The following is a 17,869-nucleotide window of genomic DNA, read 5'->3' as shown; positions in this document are numbered from 1 at the left end:
TTCCGTGCTTCGTCGGTGACGGCGATCCGCGGCTGGTTCGCGTTGCTCAGCCTATCCCCGAACTTGAAACCGACCAATGGATCGTCACCCATCACGAGGAACGCCACTCCCCGCCGGTACGGAAAGTCGCCGACCGGATCGCCGCCTTGATGCGGGCGCACCAGCCGCTGTTTCGCGGCGAGACGCCGATCCGGTAAGCCTCAGGCATCGATCGGCCGCCAGTGGAGCCGCACGCTGGCACTCATGCCCTGGCCGGGCTCCAGCGCCGTCAGGCCTTGGCCGTGATGCGCGTCGACCGGATCCGACACCGGTTCTCGACCGCTAGCTAGCGGGTCTAAGCGATTGGTTTCATTGTCAGCTTCCGTCCAGACTTGTTGCGGGAATGCTCACCGCGTCCCATACTCCTGCTATGGAGATGCCTAGGATTTTCGCCATCTCTGCATCTTCTTGCCGCCTGCCGCCCAGTGGGTGAGCGGCGCGCCCGGCAAGGCTTGAATACAGGACGAATTCCACTTTGAAGCTGGTACGCCGACAATCTATTCAGCGGCCTCAGCGACCTGCACTGGGATGTAATTCAGGATGGGCCCGAGCCACTGCTCGACCTCCGAAATTGACATGTCTTTGCGCCGTGCATAGTCCTCCACCTGATCGCGCTCGATCTTGGCCACCCCGAAATAATAGCTTTCCGGATGGGCGAGATAGATGCCGGAGACCGACGAGCCGGGCCACATGGCATAGCTTTCGGTCAAGGTGACCCCTGCGTTGCGTTCGCCGTCGAGCAGCCTGAACAGCGTCGCCTTCTCGGTATGGTCGGGCTGCGCCGGATAGCCGGGCGCCGGCCTGATGCCGCAATAGGGTTCGCCGATCAGATCCTCCGGGGCCAGGTTCTCGTCCGGCGCATAGCCCCACAACTCTTTTCGGACACGCTCGTGCAGCCGCTCGGCGAAGGCTTCGGCGAAGCGGTCGGCGAGCGCCTTCACCATTATCGAGGAATAATCGTCATTGGCCCGCTCGAAGCGCTCGGCGATCGCCACTTCCTCGATGCCGGCGGTCACGATGAAGCCGCCGAGATAATCCGCCTTGCCACTTTCGAGCGGCGCGACGAAATCCGACAGGGCGACGTTGGCCTTGCCGTCGCGCTTGGTCAGTTGCTGGCGCAGCGTGAAGAAGGTCGCCAGCTCTTGCGAACGCGTGTCGTCGGTGAAAAGCCTGATGTCGTCGCCGACGGCATTGGCCGGCCAGAAGCCGATCACGCCCTTCGGTGCGAACCATTGTTCCGCGATGATCTGCTTCAGCACCGCTTGTGCATCCTCGAACAGCTGGCGCGCCGCCGGCCCCTGTGCCTCGTCTTCGAGAATCTTCGGATAGCGCCCCCTCATCTCCCAGGTCTGGAAGAACGGCGTCCAGTCGATGTAGCGGGCGAGTTCGGCGAGGTCCCAGGTCTCGAAAACCTTCAGCCCAAGGAAGGAGGGGTTTTGCGGGACATAGCCCGACCAGTCGATCTTGTGGGCGTTTGCCCTTGCCCTGGCGAGCGGAAGGCGCAGCTTGTCGGCTTCACTACGCGCATGCGCGTCCGCCACCTTGCGGTACTCGGCGCGTACCGTATCGACATAGTCGCCCTTTGCCTGGTGGGACAGCAATGACGAGACGACGCCAACGGCGCGGCTGGCATCTGTGACGTAGACCGTCTGGCCGCGCTCATAGCGCGGGTGGATCTTGACCGCCGTGTGAACGCGGCTGGTCGTCGCCCCGCCAATCAGCAACGGAATGTCGAAACCTTCGCGCTCCATTTCGGAGGCGACATGCGCCATCTCGTCGAGCGACGGCGTGATCAGGCCGGAGAGGCCGATGATGTCGACGTTTTGCTCGCGCGCCGTCCGCAGAATCTTAGTCGCTGGCACCATGACGCCTAGATCGATGATCTCGTAGTTGTTGCAGGCGAGCACGACGCCGACGATGTTCTTGCCGATGTCATGGACGTCGCCCTTGACCGTCGCCATCAGGATTTTTCCGGCGGTCTGGCGTTCGCCGGTGTCGATGCCGTTGGCGGCGTTGGCCAGCTTCTCGGCTTCCATGTGCGGCAGCAGCCCGGCGACCGCCTGTTTCATCACGCGCGCGGACTTGACCACTTGCGGCAGGAACATCTTTCCGGCACCGAACAGGTCGCCGACGACGTTCATGCCGGCCATCAGCGGGCCCTCGATGACATGGAGCGGCCGCTCGGCGGCAAGCCGCGCCTCGTCGGTATCGGCGTCGATGAACTCGGTGATGCCGTTGACCAGCGCATGCGAAATGCGCTTGTCGACAGTCCACTCCCGCCAGGCGAGATCGCGTTCCTTGGCCTCCTTGCCGGCGGTTCCCTTGAAGCGCTCGGCAAGTTCCAGCATCCGCTCGGTGGCGCTGCCGCCGCCCGCCGGCTGGCGGTTGTTGACGACGTCCTCGCAGGCTTCGCGCAGTTCCGGATCGATCGATTCGTAGACTGCAAGTTGGCCGGCATTGACGATGCCCATGTCCATGCCGGCCTGGATGGCGTGGTAGAGGAACACGGCATGCATGGCCTCGCGCACCGGTTCGTTGCCGCGAAACGAGAAGGACAGGTTCGAGACGCCACCCGAAATGTGGACGTGAGGTAGGGTCTGGATGATTTCCCGCGTCGCCTCGATGAAGTCGACCCCGTAATTGTTGTGCTCGTCGATGCCGGTGGCGATGGCGAAGATGTTCGGGTCGAAAACGATGTCTTCCGGCGGGAAGCCGGCCTGCTCGGTCAGGAGCTTGTAAGCGCGGGTGCAGATGGCGACTTTTCGCGCCTGCGTGTCCGCCTGGCCTTCCTCGTCGAACGCCATGACGACGACCGCCGCGCCATACGCGCGGACGAGTTTCGCATGGTGGAGAAAAGCTTCCTCGCCTTCCTTCATCGAGATGGAATTGACCAGCGGCTTGCCCTGCACGCATTTCAAGCCAGCCTCGATGATCTCCCATTTCGAACTGTCGATCATCACCGGCACGCGGGCGATATCCGGCTCGGCGGCGATCAGGTTGAAATACTCGACCATCGCCTTCTTCGAATCGATCAGGCCCTCGTCCATGTTGATGTCGATGATCTGGGCACCGTTGGAGACCTGATCGCGCGCGATGTCGAGGGCGGCAGGGTAGTCGCCGGCGGTGATCAGTTTCCTGAATTTCGCCGAGCCGGTGACGTTGGTGCGCTCGCCGACATTGACGAACGGAATTTCCTTGGTGAGCGTGAAGGGTTCCAGACCTGACAGGCGCATTTTGCGCTCGATCTCCGGAATAGCGCGCGGCGGATATTTCCTCACTGCCGCTGCGATGGCGCGGATGTGATCCGGCGTCGAGCCGCAGCAGCCGCCGACGACATTGACCAGTCCCTCGCGCGCAAAACCCTCGATCTGCGCCGCCATGAATTCCGGGCTCTCGTCGTAGCGGCCGAACTCGTTGGGCAGGCCGGCATTGGGATAGGCACAGGTGAAGGTGTTGGCGACGCCGGAAATCTCGGCGACATGTGCGCGCATGGCGTTGGCGCCGAGCGCGCAGTTGAGGCCGACCGTGAACGGACTGGCGTGGCGGATCGAATGCCAGAAGGCCGTCGGTGTCTGGCCCGACAGCGTGCGGCCCGACAGGTCGGTGATCGTGCCTGAGATCATGACCGGAAGATGCACGCCCTTTTCGAGGAAGATCTCGTTGCAGGCGAAGATCGCCGCCTTGGCGTTCAGCGTGTCGAAGATCGTCTCGATCAGGATGATGTCGGCGCCGCCGTCGATCAGGCCGCGCAACTGCTCGCCATAGGCGATGCGCAGATCGTCGAAGTTGACGGCGCGATAGCCGGGGTTGTTGACGTCCGGCGACATCGAGGCGGTGCGGTTGGTCGGTCCCAGCGCGCCGGCGACGAAGCGTCGCTTGCCGTCTTCCTGTTGGGCGCGAATGCACGCCCGCCGCACCAGACGGGCACCGTCCCGGTTCAGGTCATAGACCGCATCCTCCATGCCGTAATCGGCCTGGGCGATCGACGTGGAGGAGAAGGTGTTGGTCTCGATGATGTCGGCGCCGGCAATCGCGTACTGGTAGTGGATTTCCTCGATCGCTTTCGGCTGCGTCAGGATCAGCAGGTCGTTGTTGCCCTGTTGATGGCAGGCGCAGCCGACGAACTTGTCGCCGCGGAACTGTTCCTCGTTGAAGCCATGCCCCTGGATCTGCGTGCCCATCGCGCCGTCGAGGATGAGGATTCGTTCGCGCGCGGCCGATTCCAAGGCAGAACGAATCTCCGATCCATCCGCCTTGGCGACAACGGGTCCGAAAAGGGAATCCAAGGAGGATTCAGAATGCACCACGGTGAGCCTCGGCTTCCAAGATCACACACCGTGACATAAACATATCTTTATGTCAAAATATGATGTGCTCATCGTAACCTTTGATACGTCATGGCAGGCATCACGCTGGTCATTAGCCCCACTGCCAATGCGGCAAGGCCTATTCCGAGTTCATGTCTCATCTTTCACTCCTCCAAAGAATCTTGAATGTCAGTCCGTCATTTCGCAGTCATGGCAATGTTCCTTCTCGCCAGACCGGAAACCTCCTGGCCATCAAAGGCATTGTGGGGGCCCCGCCTCCGCGATTTCCTCCAATCGGCCCGGTGGCGCCTCCCGGCTTGATCCAAATTTAAGACGCCAGCGCACGGGCACTGGCCCTATGAAGATTCATCGCTTTTCGTGCCCGCACCCGAACAGAAAACTCCCCTCAGGTGCTGGCCTTGGGAGGCAACATTTTCTGCTGTTTCGAATTGCCGGCTTGGTCTCAACTCACGGACCGAGTTGGCCATATTCATGCGAACGAGCACAGAAGAGCGCTATCAGCCCATCTGTCGCGAAGAGCGGAGAAATTGGATCAGGGCAAGTTAATTTCCTCCTCCACGTTTCGCTGGTTGGGCAGCGTTATATGTTGTTCTTGGCAACAAATTAAACGGTGCGGGAATTCTGTCAAGCCAAAAAACCCGCCGAGGTAGCGGCCCCGGGATTCCGCGTATTATCCTCGGCATATTTGCGTGGATGATGCTCGATCCGGTTAGGAGTTGCCGCGCGCAGAAGCATTTGGTTGCGCCGTCGAGGACCTTGACATTTGTCACGATGGGGGCATTTTTGTTGTCCTTGTCAACATTTATAGAGTCGCCAGTACCCAGGAGGAAACAGCCGATGCGCAGATTGGGCATTCATTCGTTCGTATGGACCGGCGGTGGCACTCAGGCCATGCTTGAAGAAGCGATGGAGAATTCGGCTGCGTGCGGTTACCGGCTGATCGAGTTTGCGTATCTTCAACCCGAAAAGTTCGACATCCATCGCCTCGCCAAGAAGGCTCAGTCGTTAGATCTCGAAATCGCCGTCACCATGGGCCTGCCCTTGAGCGCCGATGTGTCGAGCGAGGACGACGCTGTCGTGAAGGCAGGTGAGGAATTACTCGCGAATGCAGTCGCGGCGGTGCGGGACATCGGCGGTACCAAGCTCGGGGGCATTCTCTATTCCGCGCATACGAAATATTCGACAATGCCGAGTGATCGCGGCCGCAAGAACAGCATTGCAGCCATTGCCAAGACGGCTGACGCAGCAAAGAAGGCCGGCGTCGATCTGGTCCTGGAGGTCGTCAACCGGTTCGAGACGAATCTCTTGAACACGGCGGCTCAGGGCCTCGACTTCATCAAGGCGACCGGCTCCGATCACGTCACGCTCCATCTCGACACGTTTCATATGAATATCGAGGAGGCCAATCCAGCGGCGGCCATTCGGCTGGCCGGCGACAAGATCGGCTATTTTCACATCGGCGAAAGCAATCGCGGCTACCTCGGCGATGGAGTGATCGATTTCGATCGCATCTTCGACGCGTTGCTAGACATCGGCTATAACCGCGACATCACCTTTGAATCGTTCTCCAGCGCCGTGGTCGATGAGGGTCTGTCCCTCGCATGCGCCATATGGCGCGATACCTGGACCGAGAACATGCCGTTGGCAAAGCACGCCAAGGCCTTCATCGACCTGAAAATGCAAGGGGCGGTTCGTCGGCGAACGACGAATGCCCGTCCATAAGTCGAGGACAATCTGATTATGCGGCAGTGCGGACCCTCTGCCTAAGGCGCCCTGCTCCGCGGTCTTCAGCGCTGTAGTGCTGCGGCTTTTTCGCTGTTCATCGGCAGCCTCGGATCCGTGAGACAGAAGCTTCGGGGGATGCGTGTTCAACAAGATCGCGCCAGTTGCTGCACGCCTGCGCGGCGTGTACCAAGTGAGCGCGTTGTGGTTACGTTCGGCTTGCGGACCGCAGGTAACCTGGAGAGACCTAAGTGAACGACCCGGCGCTGACCGCCAGTTCAAATCGCAGGATTCGACAAAACAATGAAGTGGCGGCTCTAAGAGCCCTTCATCAGTTTGGACGTCTCACTCGAGCCGAACTCGCGCGCAAGTTACGGCTTAACCGCTCTTCGTCGGGGCATATCATCGCGAGCCTGACGGCTGACGGTCTGGTGCGCGAAGCAATTGAGGATCTGCCTGAACAAGCGCGCTATGCCCGAGCCGGCCGCCCCGGCATCATGCTGGAACTTGTGCCGGATGCTATTTTCTTCCTTGGGGTCGAGATCGGTGTCGAGCATATCAGTACGGTAGAGATCGATCTTGGAACCAATATCGTTTCGACGAATGTGGAACCGTTTGATGGCCCGTCGATCAACGTAGAGGCCGCGGTCGACCGCGCCGTAAGGCTGGCGCTCCAATCTATTCCTCTGTCAAAACTGGAGCGATGTGAAGGCGTTGGCGTATCAACCCCGGCGCAAATGGATAAGAATGGCTTCGTCCACTTTGCGCCGCTTCTCGGCTGGCGAAATGTTCACCTTGCAAAGCTGGTGAGAGACGCCCTGCCGATTCGTGTTCCGGTCCTTGCCGAGAACGATGCCAACGCATTCGCGATCGGCGCGACTTACGGGCGCAGCGAGGTGCATTCCGGCGTCACGCTTTTTCTCGTTATGGAGAGCGGTGTCGGCGGCGGCATTATCGTTGACAGCAGCCTTTTTCGCGGCGCCAACGGGCTGGCGGGGGAGATTGGGCACTTGATTATCAGCGACGCGCCAGGCCCGCGCCGCAATCTCGAACAACTAATCGGCCTTGAAAACATTATGGCCGATTATCGCAAGACCTCCGCCCTCAGTGATCCGACATTCGGCAACTTCCTTTCCGATGTCCAAAACCGGTTGCCCAGCGCCGTCTCAACAGCCGAGGACTGGGCAAGGGCTTTGGCAATAGGCCTGGTGCAGACTTGCCGAATCATCGACGCCGACAAGATCGTGCTAGGCGGTTCGGTCGCCGCACTCTATCCCTTGATGGCTGCCAGGGTCGCTGCACACATCCATGCCATACAGGAATCCAGTTTCCCGTTCGCATCGATCACAATGAATGATGAAGGAACTGTCGGTTCCGCCTTCGGTGCGGCCTGCATGTTACATCAGCGATACTTGTCTCTGCAAAGCCAGCGTTTCGCCGACGGTGCGGCGGAACTCGAAGGGGCAGAGGAAGACGAAGACTAATGTCCAGGTTCGGCACTGCCGAACCGATGCTGCTGCTCGGGCTACCCGTCTGATCGCGATTTAGAACGCCATTGTGGCGTGTCCGTCTCGATTGATTAATATGTTGCATAAGGCTACAAACATAATTAAATGTAGCCTCTGGAGGAGCATCCCGCATTCCCATCGTGGCCGTCTCGGGTTGTCGTTCGCTGTGGAGCGAGCGGCCGCAACCTCCAGGCGCGTGCTCCAGTCAAAAGATGTGCGCTAGCCGAGTTGTATGATGCCCGCAGATGCGATTTTAATTCAGACCAAGCTCGCACCCGACGCACTAGGGCCGACGGTGGTCATCGGCGAGATCCTGGTGGAAATCATGGCTAAAAGTCGCGGCGACGGCTTTCTCGAGCCGATAGAGCTTATCGGCCCCTTTCCCAGCGGCGCGCCGGCGATTTTCATCGATCAATGCGCCAAGATCGGCGGGTCGGCGGCAATTGTCGCCTCGGTCGGCGATGACGATTTCGGCCGCATCAACATCGAGCGGCTCCGGTCTGACGGCGTGGACGTATCGGCCATCTCGGTCAGCCAGGATTATCCGACCGGAAGCGCGTTTGTTCGCTATCGCAATGACGGCTCGCGCGACTTTGTCTTCAACATCGGAAAATCGGCGGCGGCCCTGGTGAGCCTGACGGTTGAAGCGAAGGCGCTCTTCGAGCGGGCTGGACACCTCCATGTCATGGGTAGCGCTTTTGCCATCCCGGGTATCTGGGAGACGATGGATCATGCCATCGGCGTCATCAAGCGGCGCGGCGGCTCCGTTTCACTTGACCCGAACTTGCGCAAGGAATTGCTCGGGCTCGGGCAGACGCAGGAGCGCTTCGCCAAGCTCGTCGATGTCGCCGACCTTATCCTGCCCTCCGGCGACGAATTGTTCATGGCAGCTGGAGTTGATGGTGAATCTGCCGCGGTCATCGCGCTCTTTGGGCGCAGTGTGACAGAGATTGCGCTTAAACGCGGCGAACACGGATCAACATTCTTCGGTGCTGACGGCTCGCGGATTGATTGCTCGGCGTTCAGGGTTGCGGAAATTGATCCGACGGGCGCTGGCGACTGTTTCGGCGGCGCTTACGTCGCTTGCCGCCGTCTCGGCATGCCTGTGTTCAAAGCCCTAGAGTATGCCAATGCCGCGGGAGCCCGCAACGTTACTATTCAAGGTCCGATGGAAGGTGCCGCCTCGCGTCGGCAGCTTGACGAATTCATCGCCGTGACCCCGAGAAACGCTCGATGACCGGTCTCCTCAAAAGCCTGGCGGCGGCGCGGCGCAATGGTTCGCCGATAGGCGTCACGTCTGTCTGCTCAGCGCATCCATTGGTCATTCGGGCAGCAGCGCGCAATGCTGCACGCTTCTCCGACATGCTTGTGATCGAAGCAACCTGCAACCAGGTCAACCAGTTCGGTGGCTACACCGGAATGCTGCCCAGCGATTTTGTTCGTCTCGTCCAGCACATATCGGCAGAAGAAAAGCTTCCGATGGAAAGGATCATCTTCGGTGGGGATCACCTTGGGCCAAATCCGTGGCGCGGGGAACATGCCGGCGCAGCGATGGCGAAGGCAGAAGAGATGGTCACGGCGTACGTGTCCGCCGGCTTTCGAAAGATCCACCTCGATGCTTCGATGGGATGCGCCGGCGAGCCTGCCGCGCTCGACGACGCCAGAACGGCGGAGCGTGCAGCGCGGCTGGCCTTGGCGGCAGAGCGCGCGGCGCGCGCCGCAGGAGATGAGGCCCCGGTCTACATCATCGGCACCGAGGTGCCGACGCCCGGCGGCGCCAACCATGCAATCAGCGACATTGAGCCGACCAGCGTAGCGGCGGCGACGCACACGATCGATGTTCATCGCGACCTGTTCCTGAAGCAAGGCTTGGCCGATGCGTTCTCACGCGTCATCGCACTGGTGGTCCAGCCCGGTGTGGAGTTCGGCAATGAGAATGTGGTCCTTTACGATTCCGCCAGGGCACGCGGGCTGACGCGGCTGCTCGAGCAGGAGCCTGGCCTGGTCTACGAGGCGCATTCAACCGACTACCAGGGACGAACATATTTGCGCCAATTGGTCGAGGACGGCTTCCCGATCCTGAAAGTGGGGCCGGAATTGACCTTCGTCCTGCGTGAGGCGCTCTACGCGCTGGACCTTATCGCGACCGATCTTTTGCCTGACTACGGAGCCCGTCCACTCTATCAGGCCATGGAGCGATTGATGCTGGCCAAACCCGGCAATTGGCAGGGCCACTATCACGGCTCGGAAGCCGAACAGCGCATCCAGCGCCACTACTCGTTCTCGGACCGCATCCGGTATTACTGGAACCAGCCGGAGGCGGAAGCAGCGGTCGCGAGCCTGACCGCGGCCCTGCACGGCAAGACGGTGCCGCTCACGCTGTTTCGCCAGCATCTGCCCGCATTCGAGGCGTTTGCAGGCAAACCGCTCGAGCCTACCTCGTTACTGATCGCCTCGATCCAGCGCAGCCTGGACGAGTACCGCTTCGCCTGCACGGGCGAGGCACTCAACACCGAAAGCAACCCGACGGCTGGAGGACGAAGATGAGCGAACAACTCTCTGGAAAGGTCATTGCAATCACGGGCGCGGCATCGGGTATCGGCCTTGCTTGTGTCCGTGGTTGTCTCGATGCTGGCGCGCGGGTGGTCCTGATCGACTATGCGGATGAGAAACTGCGCAGCCTGGCCGCTGATCTCGGCGAGAACGCGATTCCTTTGAGGGTGGATCTCACCAATCCGGAAAGCGTGGCAGGCATGATGCCCGGCATTCTGGACAAGGTCGGTCACCTCGACGCCTTCCATGCCAATGCCGGCGCCTATATCGGCGGCGATTTCATTGATGGTGATCCGGACGCCTTTGACGGGATGCTGAACCTGAACGTCAATGCCGTATTCCGAACGGTCCATGCGGTCCTGCCGCACATGATCGAGCGGGGCACGGGAGACATTGTCGTCACCAGTTCCGTTGCCGGCCATACCGCAATACCATGGGAGCCGATCTACACCGCTTCCAAGCACGCAGTTCAAGCGTTCGTCCATGCGCTGAGGCGACAGGTGGCGAAGCACGGCATCCGTGTCGGCGCGATTCGCCCCCGGACCGGTACTGACGCCCCTCGTCGCCGACTGGCCGAAGGAGAACCTCGACCGGGCGATGGCGGCCGGAAATCTGTTTGAGCCGAAGGAAATTGCCGAAGTCCTGCTGTTCATGCTGACCCGGCCGAGAACGGTGACAATTCGCGATATCGTCATTCTGCCGACCAACTTCGACATTTGACACGTAGCGTCTCGGCATCGAAATTCGGGGAGGTAGGCCATGTATCAAGCGCGCTTCAGGGTGGACAACGAGATCGCCGTGGTGACCGGCGGAGGCAGTGGTATTGGCCTCGCATGCGCCGAAGCGTTGGGCGAGTCCGGAGCGCATGTGGTCATCATAGAGCCCGACGAGCAGATCGGCAGTGCTGGCAGGGATGCACTGACTGCGAAAGGCTACTCGGCCGAGCTGATGCTCGGTGACGTCACTTCGTCAACAAGGATGAGCGAGATTGCTGACACGCTCGCCACTCGGGGCACGCCGGCTTCGATTCTCGTCAACAATGCCGGCGTCGGCAGCAGCGGCATTTCGTCGGAAGATATCAGTGATGAACTCTGGCTGTGGATGATGAACGTCAACATCAACGGCGTCTTCTGGTGCTCGCGCGCTTTCGGCCGCCACATGATCGCGGCCGGCCGCGGCTCAATCGTCAATCTGGGTTCCATGTCGGGCACGATCTGCAACCGGCCGCAGCCGCAAACACCTTACAATGTCTCCAAGGCGGCCGTGCATCACATGACCCGCTCGATCGCCGCCGAATGGGCGCCTCATGGCGTGCGGGTTAACGCGGTGGCGCCAACCTACATCGAAACGCCGATGGTCCTGGCGATTCCGGAAAACGCGCCGCGTATAGAAGCGTGGTTGCGAGACACGCCAATGGGCCGCATGGGCCAGGCGCACGAAGTCGCCAGCGCTGTCCTGTTCCTCGCTTCCGACGCGGCCAGTTTGATGACCGGAGCCCTCGTACCCGTCGATGGGGGATTTACGTGCTGGTAGGACCGTAGCAGCCAGGAGTTTCCTCCCGGTCACTTCTCTCACCGAAGCTCGAGCTCGAGAAGGTGGATGCGGCTTCGGCCGCCGGCACATCGCCTTAGGTAACCTCGGCGCCGATCGCAGCCAGCGCGAACCACGTCGAAATCCTTGTCCCCAACCAACAGTCGAGCCGCCCGCCAGGCACCGCCGACCAATGTAGATCGGCAATCTGTCAGCAAAATTAATGACGCCTCCGCACGGGCGACGCTGGCCGAGCCCTGCTTCGAACGGTCATGCCGCCGCTGGGCAGTTCGCAGTCTCGCCGCGACTACCAGAAGGCTTGTATGCGCCCATTGCGATGGCGCGCACCTCCAGCGGTGTAGTCGAGCAGAGTCGCCTGGTCGTGGACTAATGACCTCGACGGATCTGTAGGATTTGCGCACGCCGCTCAGCTTGAGCTCAGCCATGGCTTGCCTCCCGGGCACCGGCACGTTTGGTCGTGTCGTTGTTGTTTTCGTCATCTTGCGCCATCGCCAGCGGCGCGCCTGGTTCGCCTTCCCACAGGATCAGGCTGGCGGCGCCGATCAGTCCGGCCTGATTGCCGAGTTGCGCCGGCACGATGGGTACGTCCCGGTAGGCGGGCATCGCCCGCTGCTCGACGACCGCCCTGATGCTTGGAGCCAAGAGGTCGAAACCGTTGGCGAGACCGCCACCCATTACGATCAGGTCCGGCGAATAGAGATGAAGCAGATTGGTGAAGCCGATGCCCAGCCAATTCGCCTCCGCCTCGATGAGTGTGCGCGCGCGCCCGTCGCCTGCACGCGCGGCATCGACCACGTGCCTGGCCGAGATGTCGCCGTCGGCCGAAAGGCGCCGCAGCAGCGAGCCGTCGCCCGGCGCCGTCAGCGCCGTGGCGCGCCGCCCGAGCGCGGTTCCGGAGGCGACCGCCTCGAAGCAGCCGACGGCGCCGCAGAAGCAGCGGTCTCCTTCGCCGGTGATGGTCATGTGGCCGATCTCGGCCGCCAGCCCGCGCCGGCCATGATAGACGTGACCCTCGGCAACGACGCCACCGCCAATGCCAGTCGACACGGTGACGAACACCATCGACCCGGTGCCACGCCCGGCGCCGAAGCGCCATTCGCCGAGTGCTGCGGCATTGGCGTCGTTCTCCAGCCGCACCGGCAGACCGAAATACTTGCCGAGAATGTCGATCAAGGGCACATCGTGCCAGCCAGCCAGTGTCGGCGGTGCGATCACGATCCCGGCCTTGGGGTCGAGCGGCCCCGGTGCGCCGACGCCGATGCCGGCAACCTTGGCCTGTGGGTGCTGTGTCAGAAGGTCCCCGGCCAGCGCGATGATCTGGCCGATCACCGCTTCCGATCCCGCGATCGCCATCGTCGGGGCCGAAACATGGGCGATCACGTGGCCGCCGCTCTCGACCAGCGCGCCGCGCAGCTCCGTTCCGCCGAGATCGAAGGCAAGCGCAACCTTTGTCATCAGGCGGCAATCTCCAGCCCATGCAGCCAGGCCATGCGCTGCGCAAGGTCGGGGTCGCCGAATGCCAGCGATCCGAGCACCACGGTTTCGGCGCCGGCGGCGCGCAGGCGGGGCACCGTTTCGTGGCGGATGCCGCCATCGGCAGCCAAGATGATTTCGTTCTCGCGACCTGCTTTTCGCATCAGCGCCCGTGCCTCGATCAGGCGCGGGCCGGCCTGGTCGGACAGGCTCTGGCCCTTGACGCCGATGGATGTGCCGAGAAGCGTCACGAAAGCCACTTGCGACAGGAAAGGTTTGACCGCGGCCACCGGCGTTTCCAGTCTCAGCACCACCCCGGCCTCGACGCCGAGCTCACGCGCCAGCCGCACGGCGCGTAGGCCGGCCTCGCCGTTTTCCGCATGGACGCTGACAAGATCGGCGCCGGCCTCGATGAATTGGCGCGCCTGCTCCTCGACGATCTCCGCTTCAACCATCAAATGCACATGGATCGGCTTTGCCGTCAGCATGGCAATCCGCGCCACCAGGTCCGGAAAGAACAGGAAGCCGGGGGTGAAGCGGGCGTCCGCGACGTCGATGTGGTGGAGGTCGACAAACGGATCTATGCGCTTCAGGTCGCGCTCCATATTGGCGAGGTCGGCCGACCACAGCGAAAACTCGCCGAGCAGCCGGTTGCGCGGAAGGGCGGCGATGGCAGCGGGGCCGGACAGGGATTTGGTCGTCATAACGGGACAAGGCTCCGGATGTTGAAGTGAGCGCGAAGGAAGGTCGTGATCTCAGCCTGCAGCTCGGCGAAATGCCTGACGCTGTCGAGCGCCTTGGGAGAGATTTCCGCAAAGGTTGCGCCGGGGATCGCCGTGGCAAGCGTGCGCGCAGCCGGCAGCGGATGCACCGCATCCATGGCGTTGCCGATAACCAGCGTGGGGACGCCAAGGGCAGCGGCGTTGCTTTCAGAAACGCCCGGTCCGTCGGCGGCGATGTCGGCGAGGACCTGCGCGAATGGCGCGGCGTCCGGCCGGTCGAAATAGCCGAATAATGAGGCGAGATTGTCGGGCGCGTGGCGCTGCAGGCGCTCGGCGGTTTCCGATTGCGCGAAGATCGTCCTGGCCTTGTCGGGGCCGTGGTCGAGGATGAGGCCGGCGACCTCGGCGATCGGCCGCAGGTTCACCGGCGCGCTGTCGAAAATCCAGGCCGGGCGTACAAGCAGCAGACCCGCGATGCGGTCCGGGTGGCGACAGGCAAGGCGCAAGGCAATGGCGGCGCCCATGGAAACGCCGCCGGCGACGAAACGGTCGAGACCGGCTTGATCGGCGGCGGCAACAACATCGTCCGCGAACATGCTCAGGGAAAACGGACGGCGGCTGCCCAGTCCGGAGGCGCCGTGCCCGCGGCATTCCAGCGTGATGCGCCGCAAGTCGGCACCGGCCGGGAAAGCCTGGGCGATTTGCGCCTCGCCGCCGCCCAGCCCATGCTGGAAGACGACGGCAAGCCCGTTGCCATTATCAGAAATCCGAAGCGTGGCGTCGTCGCGAAGCAGAGCGGCCAGGCGCGCCATCAGGTCAGCCCCATCAGGAAGCGAGCAACCCCTGGTGCCTCTTCGGCCGAGAGGCCATGCGTGACCAGCGGCCCGTCAAAGCCTGATGACTTCAGCCTGGCGACGAAATCCGGGAAATCGACGACGCCCCTGCCGGCGGTGGCAAAGCGCCCGTCGGCGAAGCGGTCCTTGGCATGCGCCATGGCGACGTGGCCGGCAGTGCGTTCGACGGCGGCGGCCACGATGGCGCTTGCTTCCTCGGGGCTCGCCTGTTCGAACAGGTTGGCCGGATCGAGCACGACGCGCAACCGCTTCGAGCCCATCTCGGCGATGAGGCGCATCGCATCCTGCGCCGAGGTTACGATGTTGGCCTGTTCGGGCTCGATGCCGAGATCGACGCCATGACGCTCGGCGAGTTGAAGCGCCTTTTCGATCTCGCCTGCCATGTCGTCCCATGCCTCACGGTCGGCGTTGTCGGGGTGATACGCCCACTGATCGTCCGCGTTGCGCGTTCCCGTGCACAGGGTGACGAGCGGAACAGCAAGGGACGCCGCGGCCTTGATGACCACGCCAAGCCGGCGCATGCCGTCGTCGCGCACCGCTTTGTCCGAATGGGCCATATTGTAGGTGCCCGACAGCGCCACCAGGGCGACGCCGGAGGCACCGGATGCTGCCGCGATGGCGCTGATGGCACCGTCAGGTACCGCATCCGGCATCGACGGCAGGCCGGCGCAGGCAAGATTGAACTGGGTGACGGCAAATCCCGCGTCGCGCACCGCCGCCAGCACGCCGGCCGGCTCGCTGCCCGGGAAGGTCCTGGCGAACACCCCGACCTGCATCAGACCGCTCCCGTGACGGCAGCGATCTCGACGCGCAGCCCGCTCTCCACCGAGCGGGCGATCGCCACCATGGCGCGGATCGAGGCGAGGCCGTCCTCGACATCGGCGCCGCGCAGCGGCGCGCCGTCGAGGACCGTGTTGGCGAGGCCTTCGAGTTGCCGCCTGAAGAAATGGCCGTCGGCGCCAAGCGGCTTTCGCGCCGTCGCATCCTTCTCGTGAAAGATGTCGACCTCGCTCGCTCGGAAATACCAGGGATTGAAGGTCTTTGCGATCACGGAGCCGTTCTCGCCATAGAGTTGAAAGCCTTCGTGCCAGTCCATGCGGACGGCGACGGTGAGGTCGAGATGGCCGAGCGCGCCATTGGCGAATTCAGTTTCGACGAACCAGCAATAGGCGCCGAAACGCTCATTGAGGCGGGCGCGCACCGCGACAATCTCGCCGCAGAGGAAGCGTGCTGTATCGACAAGGTGCGAGCCGTGCGCGAGCATGAAATACTGCCTGAGGTCGGCCTTCGGATTGCCGGCCGGCTTCTTTGCCAGCTTGCTGGTGACGGGCAGCGGCTGCACCGCGTCGGTGTTGGTGTAGCGATGCGTGGAATCGCAATACCAGGCCTTCAGCGCCAGGATTTCGCCCATCTCGTCGCGGACGAAATCGCGCGCCGCTTCCAGTGCCGGGTCGAAGCGCTTCATATGTCCGACCTGCAGCACCTTGCCGGAGCGCTTAACCGCATCGGCGAGCGTCTCACCTTCCTCGACCGAGACGCCGATCGGCTTCTCGCACAGCACGTGCTTGCCGGCCTCGAGCGCCTTGATCGACATCGCAACGTGATAGGCGTCCGAGGTCGCAACGATCACCGCTTCCAGCTCAGGGTCGGCGAGCATCTCATCGTAGTCGCCATACATTTTTTCGGGCTCATAAGTCGCGCCCATGCGCGCCAGCAGGTCGGGAGCGGCATCGCAGATCGCATAGAGGTCGGCATTCCTGGCTTTCACGCAGGATTCCAGATGGGCAAATTGCGCGATCGGCCCGCAGCCGAGCACACCGACACGTAGGCGACGGTCTTGCTTGCGGATCATGGTCTCTTCCTCAGGCGCCGTAGCCGCGCATCGTCTGGCGGTTGGGGTTGCCCGCGGCCGCGGTATCGGGGGCCGCGGTCTCGGATTCCTCTTCCAGCACCAGCCAGCCATTGAAGCGTGGCGCTGCACTGGCGATGTCGATCACCGCCGCGGTATCGCAGACGCCCTTGCCGAGCATCGCCCATGTGCCGCTGGCATCGACATCCTTCAGGTGCACGTAGCAGATGCGGTCGCGATAGGTGGTGAGCGTATCGGCCATGTTCCGATGGCCACGCAAGATGTGGCCGGTATCCGGCACCCAGCCGACGAGCGACGGATCGACCAGCCCAAAGATCCGGTCGTAGTCGGCGCGATCGAAGAGCAGCGTGTTGTGGTGCGAACTCGGATGCACCGCGACCTGGACGCCCGCCTTGCGCCCTAGCTCCCCCGCCTTGTTGTAGACCTCCGCGGCGATGGCGAATTTGTCGTCGCGCGGGCCGTCGGAGACGACTGTCGCCGAGCCCATCGACACCAGCGTGTCCGGAAAGGCAGCAGCGAAGTCGATCCATCGCTTCGCGGTCTCGAGGTCGTTGCCGATCTTCTCCTTGAGCGTGAAGCCGCTCTTGGAACCGAAGGCGAAGGAGACGAGCGTCAGACCTGACGCCTTGAGCGCGGTCGCGAACTCCGCCGGCTTGTCGGCATATCGGCCGATCATCGTGTCGGTGATCTCGATGCCGGCATAGCCGCCATCGGCGATCGCCTTCAAGAGATCGTCCGGGCCGCCGGCAAAGCCCTCTCCGAGCATTTCCCAGGTAAAGGTCTGGCAACCGACTTTCAGGTCTTTCACGATCGTCCTTTCATTCCTTGATGCCGCCCCGCGTTAGCCTTGCGGTCCTGCCGTTCGTTGAAGGCCTTGATTAGGTCGCCAAAGGTTTCCTTGCCGAAGAAGGCGGCGCTGGCAAGCTGATTTCGGAACGTGATTGCGCCCGCGCCGGTCGAATGCCGAGACCCGTGTCGAGCGCTGCGACGCCCAGCATGCCGGCGCCGATGAGAAATTGCCGGCGATCGGCGATGGTGACGTGACCCACAGGCTTCGTAGCGGCGGTCGGCCGTTTTTCATGTCAGTCATTTCCTCCCCTGAAGGCAGGGCCTCCATGTTGCGCCAGCATTTTCGCATGTTCTGCAAAAATTTTACGCGCGTCAATATTTAAAGTGCTGTATAGCGGGCTGTGATTGCGGCTCGCCACCGATTCAGCAGGCCCGCCGAAGTGTCATCGCGTTGGGAGGC

General features: G+C 62.4%; 13 protein-coding genes and 2 pseudogenes. 8 read left to right on the top strand and 7 right to left on the bottom strand.

Annotated features, from left to right (window positions below; translation table 11 throughout):
* A pseudogene (locus NKJ91_RS26395) lies at nucleotides 1-197 on the top strand (LysR family transcriptional regulator); the annotation flags it as partial.
* A 339-nt stretch (nucleotides 198-536) separates the two neighbouring features.
* Here NKJ91_RS26395 and metH read toward each other — a convergent pair.
* Complete coding sequence (gene metH / locus NKJ91_RS26390) at nucleotides 537-4,346, bottom strand: methionine synthase (RefSeq protein WP_352457871.1); 3,810 nt, start codon at nucleotides 4,344-4,346, stop codon at nucleotides 537-539.
* An 858-nt stretch (nucleotides 4,347-5,204) separates the two neighbouring features.
* On the opposite strand from metH, the gene NKJ91_RS26385 reads away from it, so the two are divergent.
* From NKJ91_RS26385 to NKJ91_RS26360, 6 genes and pseudogenes are all read left to right on the top strand, one after another.
* Nucleotides 5,205-6,089 (top strand): sugar phosphate isomerase/epimerase family protein, encoded by an 885-nt coding sequence (locus tag NKJ91_RS26385; RefSeq protein WP_352457873.1) that lies wholly within the window; start codon nucleotides 5,205-5,207, stop codon nucleotides 6,087-6,089.
* 251 nt (nucleotides 6,090-6,340) lie between these two features.
* The gene (locus NKJ91_RS26380; protein ID WP_352457870.1) at nucleotides 6,341-7,573 is read left to right on the top strand and encodes an ROK family transcriptional regulator; all 1,233 of its coding nucleotides are present in this window, start codon (nucleotides 6,341-6,343) and stop codon (nucleotides 7,571-7,573) included.
* Between the two features lie 259 nt (nucleotides 7,574-7,832).
* Nucleotides 7,833-8,834 carry a tagatose kinase gene (locus NKJ91_RS26375; protein ID WP_352457869.1) on the top strand — a complete coding sequence of 334 codons (1,002 nt, stop codon included), beginning with the start codon at nucleotides 7,833-7,835 and terminating at the stop codon, nucleotides 8,832-8,834.
* Entirely contained in the window at nucleotides 8,831-10,144 is a 1,314-nt protein-coding gene (locus NKJ91_RS26370) for a D-tagatose-bisphosphate aldolase, class II, non-catalytic subunit (RefSeq protein ID WP_352457868.1), read from the top strand. Before NKJ91_RS26375 ends, NKJ91_RS26370 begins: the two co-directional genes overlap by 4 nt.
* Nucleotides 10,141-10,870 (top strand): annotated as a pseudogene (locus NKJ91_RS26365) (SDR family oxidoreductase). Before NKJ91_RS26370 ends, NKJ91_RS26365 begins: the two are co-directional and overlap by 4 nt.
* Before the next feature lie 39 nt (nucleotides 10,871-10,909).
* Complete coding sequence (locus tag NKJ91_RS26360) at nucleotides 10,910-11,683, top strand: SDR family NAD(P)-dependent oxidoreductase (RefSeq protein ID WP_352457867.1); 774 nt, start codon at nucleotides 10,910-10,912, stop codon at nucleotides 11,681-11,683.
* 435 nt (nucleotides 11,684-12,118) lie between these two features.
* On the opposite strand, the gene NKJ91_RS26355 is transcribed toward NKJ91_RS26360, so the two are convergent.
* Genes NKJ91_RS26355 through NKJ91_RS26330 form a run of 6 tightly spaced genes read right to left on the bottom strand, consistent with a single transcriptional unit; the run spans nucleotide 12,119 to nucleotide 17,386 of the window.
* Complete coding sequence (locus NKJ91_RS26355) at nucleotides 12,119-13,156, bottom strand: ROK family protein (RefSeq protein ID WP_352457866.1); 1,038 nt, start codon at nucleotides 13,154-13,156, stop codon at nucleotides 12,119-12,121.
* Nucleotides 13,156-13,878: a ribulose-phosphate 3-epimerase gene (locus NKJ91_RS26350; RefSeq protein WP_352457865.1), complete on the bottom strand. Its 723-nt coding sequence runs from the start codon at nucleotides 13,876-13,878 to the stop codon at nucleotides 13,156-13,158. The genes NKJ91_RS26355 and NKJ91_RS26350 overlap by 1 nt, the downstream gene beginning before the upstream one ends.
* Nucleotides 13,875-14,708, bottom strand: coding sequence for an alpha/beta fold hydrolase (locus tag NKJ91_RS26345; RefSeq protein WP_023680303.1), 834 nt, complete (start codon nucleotides 14,706-14,708; stop codon nucleotides 13,875-13,877). The genes NKJ91_RS26350 and NKJ91_RS26345 overlap by 4 nt, the downstream gene beginning before the upstream one ends.
* Nucleotides 14,708-15,526, bottom strand: a complete 819-nt coding sequence (locus tag NKJ91_RS26340) for a sugar phosphate isomerase/epimerase family protein (protein ID WP_352457864.1) — start codon at nucleotides 15,524-15,526, stop codon at nucleotides 14,708-14,710. Before NKJ91_RS26340 ends, NKJ91_RS26345 begins: the two co-directional genes overlap by 1 nt.
* Nucleotides 15,526-16,602 (bottom strand): Gfo/Idh/MocA family protein, encoded by a 1,077-nt coding sequence (locus tag NKJ91_RS26335; protein ID WP_352457863.1) that lies wholly within the window; start codon nucleotides 16,600-16,602, stop codon nucleotides 15,526-15,528. The genes NKJ91_RS26340 and NKJ91_RS26335 overlap by 1 nt, the downstream gene beginning before the upstream one ends.
* Nucleotides 16,603-16,612: 10 nt before the next feature.
* Nucleotides 16,613-17,386, bottom strand: coding sequence for a sugar phosphate isomerase/epimerase family protein (locus NKJ91_RS26330; protein ID WP_352457872.1), 774 nt, complete (start codon nucleotides 17,384-17,386; stop codon nucleotides 16,613-16,615).
* A gap of 175 nt (nucleotides 17,387-17,561) precedes the next feature.
* On the opposite strand from NKJ91_RS26330, the gene NKJ91_RS26325 reads away from it, so the two are divergent.
* Nucleotides 17,562-17,792, top strand: coding sequence for a hypothetical protein (locus NKJ91_RS26325; RefSeq protein ID WP_352457862.1), 231 nt, complete (start codon nucleotides 17,562-17,564; stop codon nucleotides 17,790-17,792).
* Nucleotides 17,793-17,869: the final 77 nt, after the last annotated feature.

It is taken from the genome of Mesorhizobium sp. M0040 (assembly GCF_040323505.1).
In the GTDB taxonomy this organism is placed as follows: Bacteria; Pseudomonadota; Alphaproteobacteria; order Rhizobiales; family Rhizobiaceae; genus Mesorhizobium.
Note: the sequence above shows the minus strand (reverse complement) of the source record. Positions and strands in the feature narration are given on the sequence as shown.

Coding starts and splice junctions, on each gene's coding strand:
- NKJ91_RS26355 (WP_352457866.1), bottom strand. CDS start 13,156: ATGACAAAGGTTGCGCTTGCCTTCGATCTCGGCGGAACGGAGCTGCGC.
- NKJ91_RS26375 (WP_352457869.1), top strand. CDS start 7,833: ATGCCCGCAGATGCGATTTTAATTCAGACCAAGCTCGCACCCGACGCA.
- NKJ91_RS26340 (WP_352457864.1), bottom strand. CDS start 15,526: ATGCAGGTCGGGGTGTTCGCCAGGACCTTCCCGGGCAGCGAGCCGGCC.
- NKJ91_RS26335 (WP_352457863.1), bottom strand. CDS start 16,602: ATGATCCGCAAGCAAGACCGTCGCCTACGTGTCGGTGTGCTCGGCTGC.
- NKJ91_RS26360 (WP_352457867.1), top strand. CDS start 10,910: ATGTATCAAGCGCGCTTCAGGGTGGACAACGAGATCGCCGTGGTGACC.
- NKJ91_RS26330 (WP_352457872.1), bottom strand. CDS start 17,386: ATGCTCGGAGAGGGCTTTGCCGGCGGCCCGGACGATCTCTTGAAGGCG.
- NKJ91_RS26345 (WP_023680303.1), bottom strand. CDS start 14,708: ATGGCGCGCCTGGCCGCTCTGCTTCGCGACGACGCCACGCTTCGGATT.
- NKJ91_RS26385 (WP_352457873.1), top strand. CDS start 5,205: ATGCGCAGATTGGGCATTCATTCGTTCGTATGGACCGGCGGTGGCACT.
- NKJ91_RS26350 (WP_352457865.1), bottom strand. CDS start 13,878: ATGACGACCAAATCCCTGTCCGGCCCCGCTGCCATCGCCGCCCTTCCG.
- NKJ91_RS26370 (WP_352457868.1), top strand. CDS start 8,831: ATGACCGGTCTCCTCAAAAGCCTGGCGGCGGCGCGGCGCAATGGTTCG.